The organism is Bacillus sp. B1-WWTP-T-0.5-Post-4, assembly GCF_009183795.1.
Lineage (GTDB): Bacteria > Bacillota > Bacilli > Bacillales > Bacillaceae_G > Bacillus_A > Bacillus_A cereus.
Window position 1 is genome coordinate 890,720 of sequence record NZ_WEIJ01000001.1, and the last position, 19,884, is coordinate 910,603.

The following is a 19,884-nucleotide window of genomic DNA, read 5'->3' on the forward strand; positions in this document are numbered from 1 at the left end:
TTTGTACGTATTGGAATAATTGAAAACTTAGACTAGGGTGATCCAGAGATTATTTTCTACACAAAAAAGCTCAGAGTATACATACTCTGAGCTTTTTTTTAGAATAAATTAATTTGCAACAACATTAACAAGTTTTCCAGGAACAACAATTACTTTACGAACTGTTTTCCCTTCAATTTGGTCTTGAATTGCTTCAAGTGCAAGTTGTTCCATTTCTTCTTTTGATGCGTCTTTACTCATTGTTAGTTTTGCGCGAACTTTACCCATAACTTGAACAACAATTTCAACTTCATCTTCTACAAGTTTAGACTCATCAAATGTTGGCCAGCTTGCATATGTGATTGTTTCATTGTATCCAAGTTTGCTCCATAGCTCTTCCCCGATATGAGGTGCAACTGGTGCAATCATTTTTACGAAACCTTCTACATATTCTCTTGGAAGTGTTTCAGCTTTGTATGCCTCGTTGATGAATACCATCATTTGAGAAATCGCTGTGTTGAAGCGAAGCTCTGCATAGTCTTCTGTTACTTTCTTCACTGTTTGATGGTAAGCTTTTTCAAGCTCTTTATTTGGTGCGTCAGTAATTTTCTCACTTAATTCACCGTTATCTTGAACGAATAGACGCCATACGCGGTCTAGGAAACGACGAGCTCCGTCAAGACCATTTTCAGACCAAGCGATTGAAGCATCTAATGGTCCCATGAACATTTCGTATAGACGAAGTGTATCTGCACCGTGGCTTGCTACGATATCATCAGGATTTACAACGTTACCTTTTGATTTACTCATTTTCTCGTTGTTTTCACCTAGAATCATACCTTGGTTGAATAATTGTTGGAATGGCTCTTTCGTTGGAACTACACCGATATCGTATAATACTTTATGCCAGAAACGAGCATATAGTAAGTGAAGTACGGCATGTTCTGCACCACCGATATAAATATCAACTGGAAGCCATTGTTTTACTTTTTCAGGATCTACAAGTGCTTCGCTATTGTTTGGATCGATGTAACGTAGGTAGTACCAGCAGCTACCAGCCCATTGCGGCATTGTGTTCGTTTCACGACGACCTTTTTTACCAGTCTCAGGATCAACAACATTTACCCACTCGTCAATGTTAGCAAGTGGTGATTCACCTGTACCTGAAGGACGGATGTTTTCTGTTTTCGGAAGAACTAATGGTAATTCCTCTTCTTTCACAGCTGTCATTGTACCATCTTCCCAGTGAATTACTGGAATTGGTTCACCCCAGTAACGTTGACGGCTGAATAACCAGTCACGTAGACGGTACGTTACTTTTTGATTTCCTGCGCTCGTTGCTTCAAGCCATTCAATCATTTTTGCGATTGCTTCTTCTTTATTTAATCCATCAAGGAATGCTGAGTTTACGTGTGCACCATCACCTGTGTACACTTCTTTCGTAATATCTCCGCCTTTTACAACTTCCTTCATTGGAAGATTAAATACTGATGCGAATTCATAGTCACGCTCATCGTGAGCTGGAACTGCCATTACAGCACCTGTTCCGTAAGTTGCAAGAACATAGTCAGCGATCCAGATTGGTAATTTCTCACCGTTTACTGGGTTAACTGCGTAAGCACCAGTGAATACACCAGTTTTCTCTTTCGCAAGTTCTGTACGCTCTAGGTCACTCTTCATTTTTACAGCGTTAATGTAAGCTTCTACCGCTTCTTTTTGTTCTGCTGTTGTAATTTCTGCAACAAGTGCATGTTCTGGAGCTAGTACACAGTATGTTGCACCAAATAATGTATCAGGGCGCGTTGTGAAAACTGTGAATTTCTCGTCTGTACCATCGATGTTGAAGTGTACTTCTGCACCTTCAGAACGACCGATCCAGTTACGTTGCATATCTTTTAAGCTTTCAGGCCAATCAAGCTCATCTAGATCTTCTAATAGACGATCTCCATAAGCTGTAATTTTTAACATCCACTGTCTCATCGGACGACGCTCAACTGGATGTCCACCACGCTCACTCTTACCGTCAATGATTTCTTCGTTTGCAAGTACTGTACCAAGTGCTGGGCACCAGTTTACAGGTACTTCATCAACGTAAGCTAAGCCTTTTTCAAATAGTTTTAGGAAGATCCATTGCGTCCACTTATAGTAGTTTGGATCTGTTGTATTTACTTCACGGTCCCAATCGTAAGAGAAACCTAATGATTTAATTTGGTTACGGAACGTATTAATATTATGCTCTGTAAATTCAGCTGGGCTGTTTCCAGTATCAAGTGCATATTGCTCTGCTGGAAGACCAAATGCATCCCATCCCATTGGATGAAGAACGTTATATCCTTGCATACGCTTCATACGAGATAAAATATCTGTCGCTGTATAACCTTCTGGATGTCCTACGTGTAAGCCTGCACCTGATGGATATGGGAACATATCTAGTGCATAAAATTTTGGTTTTTCTGTCTCATCTGGCGTACGGAATGTTTTATTCTCTTCCCAGTACCCTTGCCACTTCTTCTCAATTTCTTGATGATTAAAGCTCATGAGATACCCTCCTTGAAATTCTATTTATTTTCACCGCCCAAAATACAAAAAACCTCTCATCCCTAGAAAGGGACGAGAGGTTATAGATTCCCGCGGTACCACCCTAAATTAATGTACAAATATACATTCGCTTAGATCCGTAACGTGGATTAACGGCAATTGCTACTATTAGTTTCACAACTGCAACTCAAAGGCGAGTTCATAACGAAACGTGGATTGACTTGCACCGACCGTCAACTCTCTAAACCAGCTTCTATTACTACTACTCCTTCTCACTGTTATTACACATATAAGTTAAGTGAACTATCCTTCACTTAGTATCTCTTAAGAGCTTACTTAAAGCGAGGACTTCTCGGTTAATCGTTACTCTTAATAACTAACGAATTCATCTTAAGACAGCCGAGCTATCTCCCTTGTTCTAAAGGTTGTTTTATTTAAATATATTCTAAAACATGTTACATGTTCCGTCAAACTAAACTGCAATTTTTTCTTCAACTGTTTCTTCTACTTTTACTCGTTTATCATAAATGCTCGTTGCTATAAGCGCTACTACAAGCATTACCATGATTGCTATAAACAATACTTCCATATTGTATAAATCCACAATTGCTCCGCCAACGACCGGCCCGAACATTTTCCCTACAGTCGCCGCACTATTTACAACCCCTTGATAAAACCCTAATTTATCTTTTGGTGCAAGTATATTTGCAATCGTTGGAACCGCAGGCCATACAAATAACTCACCTATTGTTAATGTTACCATCGCAACGAGGAACATCGTAAATTGCTGCGCTTGGCTTAACACAATGAATGACGCCGCAAAAATGAAAATCCCAATCATAATTTGCTGTTTTAAAGAACGCTTCATCCAACGAATTAGCATACTAACAAGTGGCTGCGCACAAACAATCATCGCTCCGTTTATCGTCCATAATAAACTATAGTGACGAAGGCTAATATTCAATTCTTGCATATGTGTTGCAATCGCTCCTTGCCACTGTACGTATGTAACCCAGCATAAAGCATATGCTACACACACGATAAGAAGTGCTTTAAATCCAGGTGTAAGTGACCACCCTTTTTTCGTTTCGACTTCTTTTTGCACTCCTGGCTCTTTCTTGTCTTCCATACCGCGGAATCCAATAAAAGCAATTAAGAAGAAAACAAAGTATAAAATAAAGTTCGCTAAGAAAATATAATCAAAACGATACGATGCAACTAATCCACCACATGCTGTTCCGATCGCAATACCAACATTTTGTCCAACGTACATCGCATTAAATGCCCGTCTTCCGCCTTCTGGCCAAACCGTACCAACCATCGCATACATCGATGGGAAGACCATTCCAGAACCGAAGCCGATTAACGCTAGCCACACAACATATAACGGCCAACCGTGGAAGAACACAAGACCTAAAATCGATACAAGTGTAATCACAATCCCTACTAAAGTTGATTTATAACCGCCCCATTTATCAAATAAAACACCGCCGAGCAAGTTTCCGATTACACCAGTAAGCGAATTGATCATTAATACCATTCCGGCCACAGATAAAGATTTTCCTAGGTGATCATGCAAATAAATTGTATTAAAAGGCCATAAAAAAGAAGCACCCGTGACATTAATAATCATCCCAGCTACTAATAGCCATACTTTCCTTGGCATAGTTTCCCCTCCTATTCTATTTTTTTCGTTCATATATATAACAGTAAAATTGTAGTCGTTTTTAAATAGGAAGGCAACTGATTAATAGTTGATGAAATTCAGATAATGGTTCGACGGTAAATGAAATTACACTGATTGTTTCTTGGATTATATCAGCGATTATTAAAATATATCGACTTACCGACAAAAAATGACAACAGTAACAATGTATAAAGAGGCTGCATGAACTTCATGCAGCCTCTTTATACTATCCAACTTCCTTTTCTCGCTTCGCACGTTCTTTAGCACTCCATTTAAACACCTTATCTAGTAGCGAGTATATTCTCCCAGATTCTTTCGTTAACAAAGGTCCTAACGATGCTAATATTAAAACATACAAAGCTGAGAACGGTTTAATCGCTGCCATTAAGCCACCCGCAATTCCAATATTCGCGACGATAATAGAAAATTCTCCGCGTGATACAAGTGTTAAACCGATATTCGTAGAAGCCTTATGCGATAACCCAGCTTTACGCCCCGCAACCATTCCAGCAGTAAAATTACCGATAAGAGTAATGAAAACTGCTCCTAATGCCAACCACACTGCTCCGCCAAGTGAAAATGGGTCTATACTTAAACCGAAGCTGAAAAAGAATATAGCTCCAAAGAAATCACGAAACGGAACGACAAGCTGTTCAATTCGATCACTATGCTCTGTTTCAGAAAAAACGAGTCCTAGTAATAATGCTCCAATTGCCTCTGCAACATGAATCGTTTCTGAAAATCCTGCTACAAAGAACAAAATAGCGAATATTACAATAATAAAAATTTCATTGGACGAAATATCTAACATTTTATTTAAAAACCGTGTAGCTTTTCTAGCAACTACAAAGAATAGTAGCATATAACCTACTGCGATTAAAATAGATGTAAGAGCACCTACAAATGATGTTGCCCCTCCAAGTACTAATCCTGAAACGACTGATAAATATACCGCTAAAAAAATATCATCAAACATAATGATTCCTAAAATTAGCTCCGTCTCTTTATTACCAGATCTTCTTAAATCAACAATTACTTTCGCAACAATTGCACTCGATGAAATTGTTATGATCCCAGCAATAATTAATGTTTCTAATAAGGGGAAACCCATTATATATCCGTAAAGTAAACCTAATATAAAATTAAGCGATATATGAACAGTTCCCCCAAAAGCAATTGATTTTCCTGATTTAATTAATTTTTTAATTGAGAATTCTAAACCTAAGTAAAATAGGAGGAATATGACGCCAACACGGCCGAGGAAGGAAATAACTTCTCCACTTTCAATAAATCTTAAATCGATAAGCCCTAAATCTGGGGCATGAGGCCCCACTAGCATACCGAGTATAATAAGAAACGGAATAATCGAGAACTTTAACTTTGCAGCGAGAATAGCTGCAAAAGCGACTAATACTAACGCAGTTCCAACTTCAAAGATTAAAGTATCCATCGATTATGAATCCCCTCCTACTGAAAGCAACTCATTAATAATTCTTTTCACTTCATGTCTTTCACCTGATAATACGAGCATATCGCCAGCTTCAATGATAGAATCTGGGCCTGGATTAAAGAACTTCTTCATATTCTTTTTCAAAATGGCAATAATCGTTACGTTATATGTGTTTCGAACATGTAAACTACCAATTGTTTTTTGTACAACTGGTGCATTATTTTCCACCTTAAACCACTCAATTGATAATCCCTCAAAAGCCATTTCAATCGTATCTAAAGCTTGTGGCCTATATACCATTCCGCCCAATATAGCTGCAATTTGTCTCGCTTCAGAATCACGAAGAGAGACGCTTGAAATACTCTCTTCATGATCAGCATCAAAATGGTACATTTCTCTTCGGCCATCATCATGAATAACGATAACCATCTTTTCATTACCTTTTGTAATCACTTCAAACTTACATCCAATACCCGGCAGTTCACTCTCTCTAATATTCATATTTTCCGCCTCCTAATTTTTTAGTTACGGCTTTTATAAATCGACATCAATCTCCGTTTTAAAGCTCTCATCCTTTGAGATACCTAAATACTTTAGTGTCTCTGATGGAGTCGCGTGATGAAAATGTTTTTGCAATAGTGCAATCGCTATCCCTCTTTTGTACGCATGAAATCCGAACGTTTTTCGCATTGAATTCGTTCCGATTTTACCAACAACTCCAACTGCTTCTGCAGCATTATGAATTACACGATACGCTTGTTGGCGCGTAATTGAATTTGGCGTTTTATTAGATTGGAATACGTAATTTTCTCTTTTAACACCAATAGATTGTACGTAATCTAAAAGCGCTTCTTTTACTTTTGTATTTAAATAAATATCTTGTTTAAATTTTTCATCTTTCACAGGAAGAGCATAAAACTCTTTAACAGTCCCGTCTTCATTTAATACATCTTCAAATTTCATGCTAAGTAGTTCTGTAATTTTTAATCCTGTGTTAATTCCAATAACAAATAAAAGATAATCTCGCTGGGAGTGCTCTTTTAAATATTTTTTCATAGCCTCAATTTGGCTTATATCTTTTAATGCCTCTACAACTTCCATACATGTATTCTCCTCATCTTATGAACGGTAATTTTCTCATTATGTTGTCCATTTTACCTTATCATGCTATGAGATTTCCATGTGTTATCCATTATTTTCACAATATACTCAGGTGGTTCTGAAAACTTTCAATGTGGAAACTTACGATTGTATAAATACGTTGCGGTAAAAAAATGTGGGGATAAAAGTTCAGCTTCTTTCTACAGATTGGATTCCTCCTTTCCTTATGCAGCTACTTCTACTTTTATATTACGTTACTTACTTACATTATATTATACATTTCAGTAACATCAAAGTGTTTTTTCTGAAAATAATAAAAACCGAGCGTTTTTGCTCGGTTTTTATTATTAATCTTCTTTCGGAAGAACAATTCCTTTATACAATTGAACTGTAATGAAGTAATAAATCGCATAAATAACTACGAAAATTACGATTGGTATCCAAATACGGAAGTACGGATCGATTAAAATAAATCCGAAAATATTCATACCAACTAATACGTGAGCGATACCCACAATTGCTGGGAATAAGAATACTAAGAATAGCTCTTTATAAATCGATTTCGTTAATAACTCACGGCGCACACCGATTTTACGAAGCATTTGATAACGCGTAATATCTTTTGATGCACCAGAAAGAATTTTAAACATAAGACAGCTTGCCATCATTGCTAAGAACGCAATTCCAAGGAAGAATCCCATAAACACTGTTCCACTCGCAACGCCGTATAACATGTCGTAAGTTTGATATTTACTATTTAATCTTTCAGCTTTTACATTTTTATATTTATCTAGCTGCAACTCGTCAAGTTTTTTCCATTCTTTTGTATATGCTAAGAAATCATCTGCTTTTCCGATAAATGCTATACCTTCTTTACCATTTATCCCATCGTACATTTTTTGATCTACAATTTTAATTGCATGATCTTCGTATATATAATACGGATGAATTGTGCTAAAAGCATCAACCCATTCTTCTGGAAGTTCTTTAGCGTTCGCATCTTTTTCATTCATTTCTCTAGAAACTGCACCTACTGGTAGTTCCTGTGAAACCTTCTTTGTATTCACTAAATCCTTCATCGACTTCATATTTGTCATATCTTTTACGAAAGGACGATTTTTTTCTAAATCTTCTTTTACATAATAAACGTATTTATCATCAACTTTGTAGCGATATTCATTTTTTTCTTTAAATGTAATACCGTCTAAAATTTTCTTTTCTTCAGCTGTAGGATTATGAACAACTGAGTCATAGATTACTAAACCCTCAGACAGTTTGATAGCGTTATTTTTAAACGCCATACCACCTGAAATTGCACCTGCTCCAAGAGCAACTAACATCGCTACTGTAGCAAGAACCTTTGTTAAACTATTAATACGGAAGTTTAATTGTGCAAATGTAAAAGCGTTAAGTCCTTTTTCACTACGCTTTTTATTACTCTTTAACTTTTTAATAAAGACCGGGAGAAGTGATCCAAACAGCATGTAAGTACCAGCTGTCGTTGTAATTAATGCAATAATGATTCCCATTTCTCTTAGTTTTTCCATGTAAATCATTGATGCATAGCCCATTCCTAATAAAATAACCGCAAGGAATGCAACTACACCTGTCATTTTTCCTTTTACTGCAACACGTTCTGTTTGTGCGTCTGCATGTACAAGTTGCAGGACAGAAATACGTGATAATTTAATACTGTTCATAATTGCCGATAATACAAATAGTGCAAAGAAGAACATACAAGTAACAGTCATAGATGGCAGGTAAAATGCTTTATAGCCTTCACCAGCAAATTCTAATTGTTTCATTAATAATTGACCGATACCTTCTGCAAGTCCTACACCAACTGCAATTCCAATTGCAAGAGACGCGGCGCCTAATACAATTGTCTCAATAAACATAAGTAATGTAACTTTATGCTTTTTTGCTCCTAACATCATATACATACCAAACTCTTTTTGACGAAGAGATAGTAAGAAAGAGTTCGCATACAAAATATAGAAGAACGTTATAATAGCTAGTAAAAATGAACCTGCTTGGAATACAAATCCAATTTGACCAATAGTAGAATTTTCCTTAAGGAAGGCCTCGTTTAACGCTAATGTTTGGAACATATAAAAAATTGAAATGGACATGACAAGACCAACAAGTAAGACGATATAATCTTTTAGCTTACTCTTTAGTCCTGACATGGAAAGTTTGAATAACATGCTCTAGAACCTCCTTTCTTACGCTTTTTGTGTGCCTAAGTCCGCAAGCACATCTAAAATTTCTTTATAAAACTCTTCACGTGTACCGCCGCGGTGAATTTCTTTATATAGCTCACCATCTTGAATGAATAAAATACGCTGACAGTAACTTGCACTGTACGGATCATGTGTAACCATCATAATAGATACGCCTTGATCTTTATTTAAGTTTGTCATCGCATCAAGTAAACTCGTTGCATTTTTAGAATCAAGCGCTCCTGTTGGCTCGTCCCCTAAAATAATTGCAGGCTCATGCACTAAAGCACGCGCTGCTGCCGAACGTTGCTTTTGCCCACCAGATACTTCAGATGGGTACTTTTGAAGTATTTCTGTAATTCCTAACATATCCGCTACTTTCTCGACTTTTGGTCCAATGTTACGTGATGGAACACCTTGCAAGGAAAGTGGAAGTGCAATGTTTTCATAAATAGATAAGTTTTCTAACAAATTAAAATCTTGGAAGATGAATCCTAACTTTTGTGAACGGAAATCAGAAAGCTCACCTTGTTTCATTTTTGTAATATCCGTTCCTGCAATTTCAACAACGCCGCCCGTTGCTTTATCTAACGTTGAAATTACATTTAATAATGTCGTTTTACCAGAACCAGATGGTCCCATAATTCCAACAAACTCACCCTCTTGAATTGAGAATGACACACCTTTTAACGCATGTGATTGGTTCTCACCTTTTTTACCGTACACTTTTTGAACGTTTTTCACGTCTACAACTGGTTTCGTCATATATATCCTCCTACGCTTGTTTTTCCATTACCTATTTTGCGCCTTTTGGAAGTGAACTGCTATTTGTTAACATTACATTTACCTTACACTTTTGTAATATAAAAAAGGTGTACTTGTAAGCTTGGCTGTTAATACTAGTTCACATTTCGGCATAGTAAATCGGTAAATGAAATTATATCGGCGATTTTCAAAATATATCGGCGCAACTACAAAAGCTGAAAATAAAAATAGGCTGTTCCACAAAAAGAACAGCCCACTTCTCTCTTTATTTCTTTAAAGGGGTTACCGTCCAGTACGTAATAACACGCCAAATCCATTCTAATGGACCCATTTTAAAGATTTTCATCCAAATTACACTAAACACAATTTGAATTGCATAAATTGCGATACATACATATAGCGTCTGCATGTATGTTAAGTTACCTGCAAAGTTAAATACACTACCGGCAATTAAAATCATTGCCGTTTGTCCGATATAATTTGTTAAAGCCATACGACCGTAGTATTTCAATGGTGCTAATAATGTTTGAACTGGTTTTAACTGAAGTAATAAAATTAATGCTCCTACATAGAAAGCTGAAATAATTGGCCCAACAGTAATACCAATTTTCAGAAAATGGCTTGCAGCATCCATTGTTCCGTCTTCATTCATCAATATCATATTTACAAATGGGTCAGCAGGCACGTGTCCATATTGATACCATACAGCTGCCACACTTAAAACAAACATAATGCCTGTAAAAATAGCGACTTGCTTTATGTTTTTTGAAAGATTTTCAAATACACGATATTGTCCTGCAGCAAGACCTAATAAAATTAAACCAAGTGGTAATAGTTCTTTAACACCCATTACACTAAAGGCTATTGTCAAAATAAGACCAATTACTAAGTTCACTTGTTTTTTCGCTTTATAAAACGGTAAAACGATTAATCCGCAGATTGCGTATAACGCTAGTGCTTCTCCAGGCTGAAACATGTAATGAATCAAACCAAAAATAAATAATGCAACTACGCGGCGGAAAAATAGAACATATCCATTTTTCCCTTTCGCAATCGCTCTTGTAATGAAGATATAGAATCCCACTCCAAATAAGAATGAGAAAATCGAGAAGAAACGACCTTCTACAAATAAGTATAGAAACCTTTGATAGCTAGCATCTACTGTATTAGGATCTGGAGTTTTAATATGAAGTAGTGCTAAAATATTTACTAAAATAATCCCCAGTAATGCGAAGCCACGAATGTAATCTAACTCATCAATTCGTTTGTTTGTAATATTGTTCCCCATAAAGCAGCTCCTTGTCCAAAATTTAATCCACCCTTACTCTACTGGAAAAGTAAGCTTACAACTATCGGCAAACCTTACAGGAATCTTACATTATTGTCATATAACAAAACAAAACCAGGTCATATTGCGACCTGGTTTACTCTGATTGCTTTGATCTTTGAGGTTGTCCTTTTTTACTGTTACGCTGTTTCACTTGAACAATCGGATCAAGTTCATTCGAAAATTCAGCGTTATGTCCATTTTGTGTTTTTTGTTCTGGGTTATTTTGATCTGAACGTTTCGCCATTACATTCACTCCTTATTAGTGCGGTGTAATAATCATTTGATGTTGCAATTGGCGAATTGCCATACGCGCTCTATTTAACTGCTCACGTTGCTCATCATTCGCATGTTGTTGCATCGTTTGTAAATCGTTATATGCTTGTTCTAATTGCAACTGCGCATCCGAATACTCCATCGTATTATAATGCTCTTGTCTCATGCCTTGTTCTAATTGTTCTTTCGCATATTCCACCGCTTGTTCCGCTTGTGTAATATACGATTCAAGTGATTGACGCTCTGCCATAATTGTCCCTCCTTGCTTCAATTCCCCTTTAGTTTGTCCCTTCCTTATGAACCTTATGAGTATGTTATAATGGATTTTGTGTTATTTTGACTCGGCTTAGGAGGGAAAGTAATGAAGGTTCAAAACCCTTTTCCATATACAAACGACAATAAACGTTATCATACATGGAATTACCATTTACGAAATGAATTTGGTGAAAAAATCTTTAAAGTTTCATTAGATGCTGGCTTCGATTGTCCGAACCGTGACGGTACAGTTGCTTATGGCGGTTGTACATTTTGCAGTGCTGCTGGATCTGGTGACTTCGCTGGCGATCGCCGCGATGATGTTATAACGCAATATCATGAAATGAAAGAAAAAATGCGCTCAAAGTGGAAAGACGGAAAATGTATCGCTTATTTCCAAGCGTACACAAATACACATGCACCACTTGAAGTGTTAAAAGAAAAATTCGAACCGCTTCTAGCAGAAAAAGACGTTGTCGGTCTTTCTATCGCAACTCGTCCAGATTGTTTACCGGACGATGTTGTTGAATATTTAGCGGACTTAAATAAACGCACGTACCTTTGGGTTGAACTCGGACTACAGACCGTTCATGAACGTACTGCAAACCTTATTAATCGCGCTCATGATTATCCTTCTTACGTTGAAGGTGTAAATAAATTACGTAAGCATGGCATTCGAGTTTGCTCTCATATTATTAACGGTCTTCCTCTTGAAGATTACGACATGATGATGGAAACAGCTCGTGAAGTAGCGAAACTTGACGTACAAGGAATTAAAATCCACTTACTTCATTTATTAAAAGGAACGCCAATGGTGAAGCAATATGAAAAAGGACAACTCGAATTCCTTTCTCTTGAGGATTACGTAAGCCTCGTTGTTGACCAACTTGAAATTATTCCAGAAGACGTAATTGTGCACCGCATCACAGGTGACGGTCCGCCTGATTTAATGATTGGCCCAATGTGGAGCTTAAATAAATGGGAAGTTTTAAATTCCATCGATGCAGAATTTGTACGCCGCGGAAGCTGGCAAGGAAAATATGCAAATGAGGAGAAACAAAAATGAAATTAGAACGGGTATTACCGTTTGCTCGCACGCTGCTGCAAACGGCAGTAAAAGAAGGCGATTACGCTGTAGATGCAACTTTAGGAAACGGGCATGACACTTGCTTCCTAGCTGAAATCGTTGGAAATAACGGAAAAGTATTTGGATTTGATATTCAAAAAGAGGCGATTGAAAGCTCAACAACTCGTCTAAAAGAAAAAAAACTTTTCGAACGTACTGTTTTAGTTCACGATAGTCACGATACACTTCTATCCATATTACCAGAAAATGCAAAAGGAAAAGTAACAGGTGCAATTTTCAACTTAGGTTACCTTCCTGGCGGAGACAAACATATCGTCACAAAACCGAACTCAACAATCTCGGCGATCGAGCAATTATTAGAAGTAATGGCGCCTGAAGGTATCATCGTCCTTGTCATTTACCACGGACATCCAGAAGGACGAGTAGAACGCGACGCTGTACTTAAATTTGCCGAAGAACTAGACCAAAAACAAGCACACGTACTGCGATATGGCTTTATTAACCAGCAAAATAATCCGCCATTTATTGTGGCGATTGAGAAACGATAAAGTGAAACTTTAATCAGTGGAGGGAATCCCCACTGATTATTAGTTGAACCAATCGGGCATTTATGGGCAGTTTATCTCCCAACTAACTTCTTTGCTCCAGCCGAATTTTAAGGTGGAAGTTTTACTGCCCGTTAATGTGGGGTAATATATCAACGATTTTTCAATTATATCTATCGTAACTCGGGATATATCAACGATTTTTTCGATATATCTATCATAACTTACAATATATCAACGATTTCTCGGATATATCGATTGTTCGACAAAACATAACAAAAAAAGACGTGCACTCATTGCACGTCTTTTTTGTTATTCTCCTATATAATGGATATATACACTATTTAAAGAAAGAAGGATAGAACTTTGCTAGTAGAACTAAGGGGAATTCAAAAGAAGTATAGCAAATCACTTATACTAGACAACATTGATTTATCCATTCCAGAAGGAGAAGCGCTCGCTATTATTGGCGGGAACGGGACTGGAAAAGTACTCTACTCAAAATAATTGCAGGTTTTATTTCACCTACGGCAGGGACAATTCAAAGGAAAGAACATATACAAATTGGCTATGTACCTGAACATTTTCCTGAAGGAATTCGTTTTACATTAGAGGATTATCTATATCATCTCGGCTGCATTCACGGTTTATCAACAAAATATGTAAAAGATAAAATTCCGATGCTCCTTGAATCTTTTCATTTACTTCATGCAAGGCATTCCGTTGTACGAAACTTTTCAAAAGGTATGAAACAAAAAACAGGCATTATGCAAGCGTTACTTACAGACGTCCATTTATTAATTTTAGACGAACCGCTTTCTGGGCTCGATCCGAACTCTCAACAAGAACTAGAACATATTTTACTCTCATTAAAACAACAAGGTATATCTATACTCTTCACATGTCATGAAAAACAACTATTAGAAAACTTCGCCGATAGAATTGTGACGTTAGCAAATCATACAATTGCAGAAAATATCTCTGCACAAAAAGGAGCAGAACAAGTCTATATTGAGGCAATCGTTCACGAAACATTCTCAGCGATAGAACTACAAAAGCAATCCGGTTTTATACACGTTACACACAAATCAAATCAAAACCTTATTCAATTACAAATCGAAAAAGAATATACAAACGAAATGCTTCAGTTTTTATTACATAAAAAAGCATCTATCACACTGCTACAACCTAACTTTTAAATTGAAAGAAGGTTTATTATGTTCGCGCTTATTCGGTACCATTTTCTCGACTATACAAAATCGTATAAGTACATCCCTCCTATTGCGATGTACTTTGTGAGCTTGCTTTTTGTATATACATATAAACCGACTCCTATTGTAACGACATATTTAGAAACAGCACTCGCACTTTATTTATTATCTGCCTGGATTACGGTCACAATTTTTCATACTGAAGACCCTATACAAGAGCAAATTACTATTTCTCATACAAATAACATTTCCGCATTATACGTTGGTAAATATATTACGGCTCTTCTCATTTGTACTGTGTTATCTTTTATATCCGTAATCTATCCCATTATTTTGCAAATGTTTAATGAAAAAATGACAGTTTCTTTATTTCTAGTCGGATTTCTCTCTCACATGTCTTTCTCTATACTAGGAATTTCAATCGCAACATTATTTACAAGAAACATGATTCAAAAAGCAGGCACTGCTTGGCTTAGCCTTACATTTATATTACTTATAACGATTGCATCTATCCATTTTAAAAAAGAGTTACTATGGTTTTTACCACCTGTCGAAAGCTTTCTAATGCTTGGACAATACAAATATAATATACTGACTCACACGCTATGGCTCACAGCTTGGGCTATCGTATATTCATTTTTATTATTTACCTTATTCCTTTTTATCGTTCGCAAAAAACGTTTTTAATTACATATTAAAGGAGACGAAACAATGATCGGAATACTAGCAGGAATGGGACCAAAATCAACTGGACCATTCGTCGATACAGTTGTAGCAAGGTGCCAAATAATATACGGAGCAAAGCATGATATGGACTTTCCTCATATGATGATTTACTCGTGCCCAACACCATTTTACATGGATCGCCCTATTGATCACGAAGCGATGAAAAAGGCGATTATTGACGGAGCACAAAAACTTGAAAGTACTGGTGTAGACTTTATCGCTATGCCTTGCAATACAGCCCATCTTTACTTTGAAGAATTACAGCGTTCTCTTTCTATCCCGATTTTACATATAGTCGATGAAACGTTACAAGCAATTCCTAAAAATACAAAAAGAGTCGCTCTTCTCGCAACAGAAGCGACAGTTCAAGCTGGTATTTATCAAGACGGGATTGCAAAACGTAATATAGAATACATTCATTATGAAAAATGGCAAACGATGATTAATCAAATTATTACGTATATTAAAAGCGGAGAAGTTGAAAAAGCTCGCAAATTATGGAGCGCGCTCGTTGTGCAGTTGAAGGATGAAGTAGATACCGCAATTATCGCATGTACTGATTTGAATGTTGTGGCTAGTGAGAATTTTGTTGATTCTTCTCAATGTCTTGCGAAAGCGGTTGTTAGGATGTACTTATCAAATATAAAGAGATCTTCATAAACATAGAAAACACTCCTTCTAAAATGTGTTTTATGTTTAATAAAAATCCCACAAACTTTTAACTTTCTTCACAATTCTTTCAAAGTAATCACACTTAATCTCGCTATATTAAATAAGTAGTTATTCATATAGGGAAGGTTAGGGGAACTGAAAGTATGAAAGTAAATCGTTCGCTTCATTACATTTTTTGGCGTTGGCATTTTTATGCTGGGCTTTTTATTACGCCACTTCTTATTACGTTGTCACTGAGCGGAATTGGGTATTTATTTCGGGAGGAAGTTGAAGATTTCATCTATAAAGATTTATATTTTGGGAAGAGTGCTCAAACAGAATCTATTTCGATGTCTGATTCTATTTCCTTAACAGAGAAAAAATATCCACATTATAGCGTGGCGAAAATTAGTGAGTTTAATGGGGATTATAATACGAGACTTACCATTGCAAATGAGTATACTGGGCAACAAAAATATGTGTATTTAGACAGCAATAATCAAATTGTTGGGGATCAAAATGCAAGTGAAACGTTTGCCAATATAATGAGGGAATTACATAGTTCTCTTTTAGTTGGTGGCACTGTCGTAAACTATACTGTAGAACTCGCGGCATGCTGGACAATCTTTTTAATCATAACCGGATTGTACATGAGTATACGCCAATTCAAAAACACACCATCATCCAATAAGCGAGAAAAAGCAAAAAGACGTCATTCTATTATCGGTATTATATTTACAATTCCTCTCTTTCTGCTAGTCGCATCTGGATTGCCATGGTCAGGATTTATGGGGAACCAAATTTATAAAATTGCATCGTCAAATGAATCACTCGGATATCCAAAATTGTACATGGCACCGCCTGAATCAAAGGTAAAAGAATTGCCGTGGGCAACAAGAAAAGAAGCTCCTCCTGAATCGAATTTAAATGAACCGAAAGTAATTTCTGTCCATGAATTACAAAAAGGAATTGAAATAAAGAAGCCATATGTTATTTCACTACCAGCTGATCCAAAAGGTGTATTCACTGTTTCGAAATCGAGCGGTTCTGGTATTACAGGTATGCATGTTGCACCAAATGAAGAGATAACAGCTTACTTTGACCAATATAGCGGGGAACTCATTTCCAAAACGGACTATCGTGATTATGGATTACTTGCACAATGGTTCACTTACGGTATCCCACTTCATGAAGGACATTTATTCGGATGGCCAAATAAAATATTATGCTTACTAACGACATTATCTCTACTACTTCTCATTTATTACGGAATAAAAATGTGGTTAGCAAGGAAGCCGAAAGGAAAATTAGCAGCACCACCAAAGCAAAGAGATAAGAAAAGCATAATCGTTTTCTTTATCATGATGGTTATACTAGGCGCTGTCATGCCTTTATTCGGGCTATCTGTTTTAGTGATTTTTGCGATTGAACTTCTTATATATGTATTTTCAAAAATACGATCATAATGAAAAGAAAACCACTCTACATGAGTGGTTTTCTTCATCACTGCGCTGTTTTTTTTCGGTACATCTTCCCGTTCCAATAGAAGAAGCGTGAAGTGAGGCCTCCGTACTTTACAATGCGCCGTGCCATTTTGTGCATATTCTTTTGTGCTGATACTTTTTGATCTGATAAATAAATACCAAGTAACCCTCGGCTTATGAGACGATGAAACTTCGCATGAGGCAAATCACCAATGCTCTTCTCCGCTTCTTCTACAAAGTGTTTCATCCGATCTAATATCGCTTGCTCGTTTTCGTAATAACTACAGAAATTCAAATCTCCGCCTATACGGTCTTCTTCTTGATCAATGAAATAATCAAGTAAGATATGAAGTCCTTGTACGTAAGGGAAGTACCCTTGTCTAATTTTCGCAATATCTTCATCATGTAACTCATCATGAAATGCATATGCGACAAGACAGAAAATTCCAAGTGTAGAACCGGCACATGCTGAAAATTCAAACCAACTCATCTCAGGTAAGTTTTCTTTATGTGCTTCAAACCAATTTTTCAGGCGCGGCTCTCTTTCTTCTAATTTCACGTGTTTATGAATTTGCAAATCACAATAATAACAAGCAAGTTCATGAAGAACAGGAGCAATTTTGTCATAGTGCTTCGTTTTCTTTAAAACATCTTGGCATGTTTCAACAAGTTCATCTAAATAACCACCATCATCTTGATCATCACGATAACGATAATAATTACCGCCACCTTCTACTTCAGGTGATAATGCCATTAACATCGATTCATGCAGTGCGGCAAAATCATTTGGATCAAGTGATGTACTGCGATCACATAAATTATCTAAATAGTCGCTGATCGTTTGATACGCTACGATAAAACGAATACATTCTTCTCGGTGCTCATTTGCTAGCAGAGCTAAAATGCCACCGCCCTCACAATGAAACGTTTTATGCTCAATACTTGCGATTGCCTGACTATGAAGCTCATCATTCGGAATATGGTAGGCACGCTCTTTCCACATCGCTAGCTCATGGTGTACAACCGGAAACACATCACGGTATACTTTCGCCATGAGCGTTATGGGATTACTCGGTACGTTCACTTCTTCCTTCATCTCCTCTATTAAATGTACAAATAATGATTTATTTGTTTGTTTTTACTATATTATTGACATGCATTTCAGTAAATGACTGAATATAACTCAAAATTTCATCTCGCTCATACTCATTTAATAACTCGTGATAACAATTCGGCCATTCTTTAAAAGCCTTATCACTTATTTTAACATTATCAAACCAAGTGCGGACACGTGTTTTATCTACAAGTTTATCCTCACAAGCTTGCATTAGCAAGAGCGGAACATCTGGAAAATCATCTATTTTTTTATGAGCAATTTCGATAGACTTAATCAATTCACTATACCAACGTACTGATACTTTGCGCAAGAACAAAGAATCATTCTCCATTGCATCTCTCACTTCGTGGTTACGTGTTGACATTTCCACCGTAAGATTCGTTGCAAATTGCAATTTTGGAGCCACAACATTTAATATTTTTGAAGCAAGTTGAAGCGGAGCAGAGGGTCCAGTCACTACCCCTAAACAAGGCGAACTCAAAATAATACCCTCTACATCTTCTCTCTTCGTTTCTTGCATCATACGAATGACAATAAGACCACCCATACTATGACCGAATAGAAAAATAGGTAACCTATACTTTCTTGCTTCTTTCACCCATAGTTTAACTTCCTCTATGTATTCATCAAATGAATCAATATGTCCTCTATTTCTTGAAGTCGTTCCATGTGACGGAAGATCCCCCATCACGACGTGGTAGCCGATATGATTCCACATTTCCGCAACGGCTTCGTAACGTCCGTGATATTCCATTGCGCCGTGCACAATAACAATGACAGCCTTTGCTTCCTCCGCTTCATAATTCCACATACGGCTCTCCTCCATTTCACTCTTTCTCATAATTTGATACACTAAAACTAGTCTCTAGGAAAGGAAGACTTTACATGATATATCCTTACAAAGAAAAAAAACCGAAAATTGCGAGTAGTGCTTTTATCGCTGACTATGTTACGATTACAGGCGATGTTTACGTTGGCGAGGAATCAAGTATTTGGTTTAATACGGTCATCCGTGGTGATGTGTCACCAACGATCATTGGAGACCGAGTAAATGTACAAGACCAATGTACACTCCACCAAAGCCCTCAGTATCCTCTTATCTTAGAAGATGATGTTACAGTTGGGCATCAAGTTATTTTACATAGTTGTCATATTAAAAAAGATGCTTTAATTGGAATGGGATCCATTATATTAGATGGTGCTGAAATTGGTGAAGGAGCTTTTATCGGCGCTGGAAGCCTCGTTTCACAAGGAAAGAAAATTCCACCAAACACGTTAGCTTTCGGTCGTCCCGCGAAAGTCATTCGTGAATTAACAGCAGAAGACCGTAAAGATATGGAGCGTATTCGCACGCAATACGTTGAAAAAGGTCAATATTATAAATCATTACAGAAGTAAATTTCCGCTGCCATACGATTGGCAGCTTTTTTTATATAAAATCTAACTTTTTCTTTACAAAACAT

Annotated in this window: 18 protein-coding genes, 1 pseudogene and 1 other annotated feature; of the genes and pseudogenes, 7 read left to right on the forward strand and 12 right to left on the reverse strand. The window is 36.8% G+C overall.

Annotated elements, in window-relative coordinates; all coding sequences use genetic code 11:
* Positions 1–108: 108 nt before the first annotated feature.
* The 10 genes from leuS to GBN91_RS04845 all read right to left on the reverse strand — a co-directional run bounded on the left by leuS (position 109) and on the right by GBN91_RS04845 (position 11,595).
* Complete coding sequence (gene leuS, locus GBN91_RS04795; protein WP_102955983.1) at positions 109–2,517, reverse strand: leucine--tRNA ligase; 2,409 nt, start codon at positions 2,515–2,517, stop codon at positions 109–111.
* Between the two features lie 65 nt (positions 2,518–2,582).
* Positions 2,583–2,802 (reverse strand) — a binding site (T-box leader).
* Between the two features lie 187 nt (positions 2,803–2,989).
* Positions 2,990–4,183, reverse strand: coding sequence for an MDR family MFS transporter (locus tag GBN91_RS04800; protein WP_001137561.1), 1,194 nt, complete (start codon positions 4,181–4,183; stop codon positions 2,990–2,992).
* A gap of 247 nt (positions 4,184–4,430) precedes the next feature.
* A complete protein-coding gene (locus GBN91_RS04805; protein ID WP_048558784.1) occupies positions 4,431–5,654 on the reverse strand; it encodes a cation:proton antiporter in 1,224 nt (407 codons plus the stop codon).
* Between the two features lie 3 nt (positions 5,655–5,657).
* A complete protein-coding gene (locus GBN91_RS04810; RefSeq protein WP_001026053.1) occupies positions 5,658–6,155 on the reverse strand; it encodes a cation:proton antiporter regulatory subunit in 498 nt (165 codons plus the stop codon).
* 33 nt (positions 6,156–6,188) lie between these two features.
* Positions 6,189–6,755, reverse strand: a complete 567-nt coding sequence (locus tag GBN91_RS04815) for a tyrosine-type recombinase/integrase (RefSeq protein WP_000454205.1) — start codon at positions 6,753–6,755, stop codon at positions 6,189–6,191.
* Between the two features lie 347 nt (positions 6,756–7,102).
* On the reverse strand, positions 7,103–8,962 hold the full coding sequence (locus GBN91_RS04825) for an FtsX-like permease family protein (RefSeq protein WP_152121281.1): 1,860 nt from the start codon (positions 8,960–8,962) through the stop codon (positions 7,103–7,105).
* Positions 8,963–8,980: 18 nt separating this feature from the next.
* A complete protein-coding gene (locus GBN91_RS04830) occupies positions 8,981–9,742 on the reverse strand; it encodes an ABC transporter ATP-binding protein (RefSeq protein WP_000165844.1) in 762 nt (253 codons plus the stop codon).
* A 265-nt stretch (positions 9,743–10,007) separates the two neighbouring features.
* Entirely contained in the window at positions 10,008–11,030 is a 1,023-nt protein-coding gene (locus GBN91_RS04835; RefSeq protein WP_000527702.1) for a DUF418 domain-containing protein, read from the reverse strand.
* A 136-nt stretch (positions 11,031–11,166) separates the two neighbouring features.
* Positions 11,167–11,316: a hypothetical protein gene (locus GBN91_RS04840; protein ID WP_001129341.1), complete on the reverse strand. Its 150-nt coding sequence runs from the start codon at positions 11,314–11,316 to the stop codon at positions 11,167–11,169.
* Between the two features lie 15 nt (positions 11,317–11,331).
* Entirely contained in the window at positions 11,332–11,595 is a 264-nt protein-coding gene (locus tag GBN91_RS04845) for a YtzC family protein (protein ID WP_000840871.1), read from the reverse strand.
* A 111-nt stretch (positions 11,596–11,706) separates the two neighbouring features.
* Between GBN91_RS04845 and mnmL the strand changes: the two genes are divergently transcribed.
* From mnmL to GBN91_RS04880, 6 genes and pseudogenes are all read left to right on the forward strand, one after another.
* Positions 11,707–12,666 (forward strand): tRNA modification radical SAM protein MnmL/YtqA, encoded by a 960-nt coding sequence (gene mnmL, locus GBN91_RS04850; RefSeq protein WP_000868033.1) that lies wholly within the window; start codon positions 11,707–11,709, stop codon positions 12,664–12,666.
* Positions 12,663–13,235, forward strand: coding sequence for a tRNA 5-(aminomethyl)-2-thiouridylate-methyltransferase MnmM (gene mnmM, locus GBN91_RS04855; RefSeq protein WP_152121282.1), 573 nt, complete (start codon positions 12,663–12,665; stop codon positions 13,233–13,235). The genes mnmL and mnmM overlap by 4 nt, the downstream gene beginning before the upstream one ends.
* A 363-nt stretch (positions 13,236–13,598) precedes the next feature.
* A pseudogene (locus GBN91_RS04860) lies at positions 13,599–14,431 on the forward strand (ABC transporter ATP-binding protein).
* Between the two features lie 18 nt (positions 14,432–14,449).
* Positions 14,450–15,130, forward strand: a complete 681-nt coding sequence (locus GBN91_RS04865) for a hypothetical protein (RefSeq protein ID WP_006924861.1) — start codon at positions 14,450–14,452, stop codon at positions 15,128–15,130.
* A gap of 24 nt (positions 15,131–15,154) precedes the next feature.
* Complete coding sequence (locus GBN91_RS04870; protein WP_049107505.1) at positions 15,155–15,829, forward strand: aspartate/glutamate racemase family protein; 675 nt, start codon at positions 15,155–15,157, stop codon at positions 15,827–15,829.
* A 155-nt stretch (positions 15,830–15,984) separates the two neighbouring features.
* Complete coding sequence (locus GBN91_RS04880) at positions 15,985–17,286, forward strand: PepSY-associated TM helix domain-containing protein (RefSeq protein WP_152121283.1); 1,302 nt, start codon at positions 15,985–15,987, stop codon at positions 17,284–17,286.
* 37 nt (positions 17,287–17,323) lie between these two features.
* On the opposite strand, the gene GBN91_RS04885 is transcribed toward GBN91_RS04880, so the two are convergent.
* Together GBN91_RS04885 and GBN91_RS04890 are read right to left on the reverse strand one after the other, a co-directional pair.
* Positions 17,324–18,388: a tetraprenyl-beta-curcumene synthase family protein gene (locus tag GBN91_RS04885; protein ID WP_001102461.1), complete on the reverse strand. Its 1,065-nt coding sequence runs from the start codon at positions 18,386–18,388 to the stop codon at positions 17,324–17,326.
* Positions 18,389–18,428: 40 nt separating this feature from the next.
* Positions 18,429–19,232: an alpha/beta hydrolase gene (locus tag GBN91_RS04890; RefSeq protein WP_044307041.1), complete on the reverse strand. Its 804-nt coding sequence runs from the start codon at positions 19,230–19,232 to the stop codon at positions 18,429–18,431.
* A gap of 74 nt (positions 19,233–19,306) precedes the next feature.
* Here GBN91_RS04890 and GBN91_RS04895 point away from each other — a divergent pair, with 74 nt between their 5' ends.
* A complete protein-coding gene (locus GBN91_RS04895; protein ID WP_000640188.1) occupies positions 19,307–19,819 on the forward strand; it encodes a gamma carbonic anhydrase in 513 nt (170 codons plus the stop codon).
* The last annotated feature ends 65 nt before the right edge of the window (positions 19,820–19,884 follow it).

Bases quoted from the DNA above. Each gene is read 5' to 3' on its own strand.
- GBN91_RS04800 (WP_001137561.1), bottom strand. From the start codon at position 4,183: ATGCCAAGGAAAGTATGGCTATTAGTAGCTGGGATGATTATTAATGTC.
- GBN91_RS04830 (WP_000165844.1), bottom strand. From the start codon at position 9,742: ATGACGAAACCAGTTGTAGACGTGAAAAACGTTCAAAAAGTGTACGGT.
- mnmL (WP_000868033.1), top strand. From the start codon at position 11,707: ATGAAGGTTCAAAACCCTTTTCCATATACAAACGACAATAAACGTTAT.
- leuS (WP_102955983.1), bottom strand. From the start codon at position 2,517: ATGAGCTTTAATCATCAAGAAATTGAGAAGAAGTGGCAAGGGTACTGG.
- mnmM (WP_152121282.1), top strand. From the start codon at position 12,663: ATGAAATTAGAACGGGTATTACCGTTTGCTCGCACGCTGCTGCAAACG.
- GBN91_RS04805 (WP_048558784.1), bottom strand. From the start codon at position 5,654: ATGGATACTTTAATCTTTGAAGTTGGAACTGCGTTAGTATTAGTCGCT.
- GBN91_RS04835 (WP_000527702.1), bottom strand. From the start codon at position 11,030: ATGGGGAACAATATTACAAACAAACGAATTGATGAGTTAGATTACATT.
- GBN91_RS04815 (WP_000454205.1), bottom strand. From the start codon at position 6,755: ATGGAAGTTGTAGAGGCATTAAAAGATATAAGCCAAATTGAGGCTATG.
- GBN91_RS04845 (WP_000840871.1), bottom strand. From the start codon at position 11,595: ATGGCAGAGCGTCAATCACTTGAATCGTATATTACACAAGCGGAACAA.
- GBN91_RS04870 (WP_049107505.1), top strand. From the start codon at position 15,155: ATGATCGGAATACTAGCAGGAATGGGACCAAAATCAACTGGACCATTC.
- GBN91_RS04890 (WP_044307041.1), bottom strand. From the start codon at position 19,232: ATGTGGAATTATGAAGCGGAGGAAGCAAAGGCTGTCATTGTTATTGTG.
- GBN91_RS04840 (WP_001129341.1), bottom strand. From the start codon at position 11,316: ATGGCGAAACGTTCAGATCAAAATAACCCAGAACAAAAAACACAAAAT.
- GBN91_RS04825 (WP_152121281.1), bottom strand. From the start codon at position 8,962: ATGTTATTCAAACTTTCCATGTCAGGACTAAAGAGTAAGCTAAAAGAT.
- GBN91_RS04865 (WP_006924861.1), top strand. From the start codon at position 14,450: ATGTTCGCGCTTATTCGGTACCATTTTCTCGACTATACAAAATCGTAT.
- GBN91_RS04810 (WP_001026053.1), bottom strand. From the start codon at position 6,155: ATGAATATTAGAGAGAGTGAACTGCCGGGTATTGGATGTAAGTTTGAA.
- GBN91_RS04895 (WP_000640188.1), top strand. From the start codon at position 19,307: ATGATATATCCTTACAAAGAAAAAAAACCGAAAATTGCGAGTAGTGCT.
- GBN91_RS04880 (WP_152121283.1), top strand. From the start codon at position 15,985: ATGAAAGTAAATCGTTCGCTTCATTACATTTTTTGGCGTTGGCATTTT.